The 4260-nt window shown below is 62.3% G+C and carries 2 protein-coding genes and 1 pseudogene; all 3 read right to left on the bottom strand.

The window, feature by feature from the left end:
* Positions 1-156: 156 nt before the first annotated feature.
* Positions 157-2124, bottom strand: coding sequence for a methyl-accepting chemotaxis protein (locus VFL62_RS15435; protein WP_325173252.1), 1968 nt, complete (start codon positions 2122-2124; stop codon positions 157-159).
* A gap of 107 nt (positions 2125-2231) precedes the next feature.
* Positions 2232-3443, bottom strand: coding sequence for an acyl-CoA dehydrogenase family protein (locus VFL62_RS15440; protein WP_325173253.1), 1212 nt, complete (start codon positions 3441-3443; stop codon positions 2232-2234).
* A 131-nt stretch (positions 3444-3574) separates the two neighbouring features.
* A pseudogene (locus tag VFL62_RS15445) lies at positions 3575-4260 on the bottom strand (elongation factor 4); the annotation flags it as partial.

Consider the following 4260-nt stretch of genomic DNA (forward strand, 5'->3'; position numbering starts at 1 on the left):
CATATCGGGATAGAAAGCAGAAGCCGATTCATGCGTGCAGTTTATCTCAGGCGTCCACCACATGGAATTCACCAATCGGCGAAATCAGCTCAAGCATGGCTTTGTTTGACGCGCGATGTCATGCGCCCGATTCGCTTGTTCAGATGCAAGCCTATTTTATGCGGCCTCGCGCAGGCCAGCCAGGAATGAATCGACGCTTTTGAACAGCGCCGAGGCGTGCTGGCTCAGTTCGCCGGAGGCGGTAAGGACGGTGTCAGCCAGCGCGCGCGACTGTTCCGCGGCGTTGCTGGCGCCGGCGACATTGACGGCGACTTCGCTGGTGCCGGCCGCAACCTGCTGAACACTGTGGGCGATCTCGCGGGTCGCGGCGCCCTGCTGCTCGACAGCGGACGCGATCGTGGTCGCAATACCGCTGATCTCGCGAATGGTGGTGCTAATGCCGCCGATGGCGCTGACGCATTCCTCGGTGGAGGCCTGGATCGCGGCAACCTGACCGGCGATCTCGTCGGTGGCTTTGGCGGTCTGGCTGGCGAGCCCCTTGACCTCGGACGCCACCACCGCAAAGCCTTTGCCCGCTTCGCCGGCGCGCGCCGCCTCGATGGTTGCGTTCAGCGCCAGCAGATTGGTCTGGCTCGCGATGGCGCTGATCAGGCGAAGCACGTCGCCGATTTTCTCGCTGGCGGCCGCAAGCCCTGTGACCATCTCGTTGGTTTTCGCGGCTTTGCCGACGGCGGCGTCCGCAACGTCGCTGGAATGCGTGACCTGGCGTCCGATCTCCGCAACGGAGGAGGCGAGTTCTTCGGTCGCCGCCGCAACCGTGTTGATGCTGGAGGAGGCTTCTTCGGATGCCGCGGCCGCGGCTGCCGCCTGCGCAGATGTGCCGTTGACACTGGCGGTGATTTCCGCAGCGATGCGCTGCATGTCTTCGGTCGCGCGGGCGACCGCGGTGACGAGGCTCCTGACGTCGGCCTCGAAACGATCGGCCATGCGCCGCTGCAGCGCGCTCTTTTCCTGTTCGCTCTGCTTCTTCGCCGCTTCCTGGGCCTCGCGAAGCTGCTGCGATTCGATCATGTTGCGGCGGAACACGTCGACCGCGCCGGCCATGGTGCCAAGTTCGTCCTTGCGATCGCCGCCCGGGATCGTCACATCGGTATCGCCGCTGGAAAGGCGGTTCATCACCGCGGTGATCGCGGCAAGTGGCCGCGACATGCCGCGGCCGAGCAGGAACGCAAGCAGCGCGGCGGCAGCGAGTATCACGATCGTTCCGAAGATCATGGTGCGCTGGGAACTGGCGGAGGCGGCCTCATAGGCGGTCGTGTCCTTGACCAGTTCGAGCACAGCGACCGGCTGGCCGGCAAAGTTCCTGATTTGCCCGAGATAGAGCATCGCGGGGTGACCATTGAGGGTGGCGTCGCGGCGCACGATGGCGCCGTCGAACACGCTCTTCAACTCGGCTTCGCTCGCCAGGGATTTTTCAGTAAACGTCGATCCGATGGTGACAAAGGCGTTGCCGTCAAGACGATGCACCGCGAGGTCGACACCAAGACGCTGCTTGACGCTCTCGACGAACTGCTTGTTGAAGGAGACGCCAATGTCGGCCACCCCGACGCTCTTGCCGTCGCGCATGATCGGGGTCATCGCGAAAATGCTGAGCGAGTCGCGGCCGGCTTCGACGCCGACGATGGGTTTGCCGGTTCGGTTCGATTCCACCACGGTGGCGCGGCGAGCTGAGATGTCTTCGCCGAATTGCTTGGGATTGTGCGCACGATAGAAGTTGGTTGCCGGCGGCGTGTGGAAGCTGATCAACGGAATGCCCTGCGCCTTGATCGCTTCCATCGGGGCCTTTAACAGCGGCTCGAGCGCTTCGCGATCGCCCTTGGCGACGGCGTTCGCGACCGGCGGCAGATTGGCGATCACGGCGCTGACCGCAAGTCCGGCGCGGCCTTCATAATCGAGGGTGGCGATCACGCTGTCATATTGCAGCTTGAGCTGCTGGTCGAGCGCCAGGCGCATCAGTGAGCGCTCTTGCAGCACCGAAAATGTTCCGAGGATCGCGCAGGCCGCCGCAACGGTCAGCGAAATCGCGAGGATGAGGCGAATCGCGATCGATCTGATCTGGAACATGGGATTTCGGAGGCCCCGCAAAGGTTAACCCGAAGTTCCCAGAAACAGCTTAATAACTGATTGCTTTTGAGGGCCGGCGCATGGCGCGGCCGCCAGCCCCGCTGAAATCACATGGTGGGTCCGCGCGGGATCGCGCTGTTGGTCAGAATCATCTTGCCGACGTCTTCATAATGATTGTCGCGGGCCTGGATCTGTTGCGAGATCGCGTGCATGTCGCGGAAACGCCGCTCGAACGGATTCGATTTGAAGACGGCGGTGGCGCCGGCCATGTGATAGGCGGTCTCGACCACCTCCGTCGATTGGTGGATGGTGTAGGTCGCCGACAGGCGAATGGCGGCTCGCCCCTGTTCTGAGAGTTTTCCAGTGCTCAATATTTCCTGCCAGGCATTTGATGCCGTGGAGAAATGATAGGCGCGCGCCGCGCGCAGCTTGGCCTCGGTGCGGCCGATCAGGCCTTGCACCGCGCTGTTGTCCTTCATCGCAGTAATGCCGACCGAATGCTTCTTGCGCGCAAGATCGATCGCCGCATCGAGCGTCGCCCGCGCCACGCCGAGCGAGACCGCGCCGAAACCGAGCCCGAACATGCTGTAGGTCGTGATGGCGTAAAGCGGACCATGCTCGCGCAGCGCGCTGAAGTCGTCGCGCAGCGCGGCGAAATTCTCCGGGATGAACAGGTTCTCGACCGAATAGGAATCGGTACCGGTGCCGCAGAGCCCGATCACGTTCCACATGTCGTGGATGGTAGCGCTCGATGCGGGAAACATGATGGTGCGTATTTCAGGCGTGCCGTTCGGCCTCATTCGCGTCTTGCCGTCCGCTTCCAGCACCTGGACGTGGGCTCCGAGCCAGTTCGCCTGGCGCATGCCGCTGGCGAAATCCCATCGTGCGCTGATGGTGTAGCCGCCGGGAACCGCCTGTACCGCGTGCGCGATCGCGCCCCATGCCGCGATATCGTCCGGCTTGCCGAAAATCTGATGTGCAACATCCGCGTCGAGATAAGCCCCCGTCATGCCAACGACCGAGCATTGGCCGACGCACCAGGCCGTGGAGGCGTCCGCCTTGGCGATTTCCTCCAGCATTTCCATGAAGACGACGGGCGGCGATTCAAAGCCACCGATGCTCTTGGGCAACAGCGATTTGTAGAGCCTGTTTTCGATCAGCGCGGCGACCAGTTTCGGGGTCAGCCGCCGCGTTCGTTCGATCTCGTCGGCCTCTTGCGTGATCAGCGGTGCCAGCGCCTTGGCGCGCTCGACGAGGCCCATGGTGCCCGAGGTTTCGGAGCCCAACATTTCGGAATCCAAGACTTCGGGCTTGTTCATGGCGTTTCCCTAATGCTCTTTATCGAGCGATCAATTAGGGCCATGTTGATCCAACTCGCCCCCGGGATCAAGTCGCAGTTGCGCGCCTCAATGCAGAATTGTCCGGCGCAGCTTGCAGGGCTCGGAGGGGTTCAGCTATCGACCTTGAGCGCGGCAATGAAGGCTTCCTGCGGAATGTCGACCTTGCCGAACTGCCGCATCTTCTTCTTGCCTTCCTTCTGCTTCTCCAGAAGTTTGCGTTTGCGCGTGATGTCGCCGCCGTAGCACTTTGCGGTGACGTCCTTGCGCAGCGCCCGCACCGTTTCGCGCGCGATCACCTTGCCGCCGATCGCAGCCTGGATCGGAATCTGGAACATGTGCGGCGGGATCAGTTCCTTCATCTTCTCGACCATGGCGCGGCCTCTTCCCTCGGCGCGGGTCTTGTGCACCAGCATCGAGAGCGCATCCACCGGCTCGCTGTTGACCAGGATCTGCATCTTGACGAGGTCGGCCGGCTTGTAGTCGGTGAGATGATAGTCGAACGAGGCGTAGCCCTTGGAGACCGACTTGAGGCGGTCGTAGAAGTCGAACACGACCTCGTTGAGCGGCAGGTCGTATTTCACCAGCGCGCGGTTGCCGACGTAGGTCAATTCCTTCTGCGAACCGCGCCGGTCCTGGCAGAGCTTAAGCACCGAGCCCAGATATTCGTCCGGCGTAAGGATCGTCGCCTCGATCCAGGGCTCCTGCATCTCTTCGATGTGGTTCGGGTCCGGCATGTCAACCGGATTGTGAATCTCGAGCTGCTCGCCGTCGGTCTTGCTGATTTTGTAAATGACGG

This window comes from Bradyrhizobium sp., assembly GCF_035701725.1.
Lineage (GTDB): Bacteria > Pseudomonadota > Alphaproteobacteria > Rhizobiales > Xanthobacteraceae > Bradyrhizobium.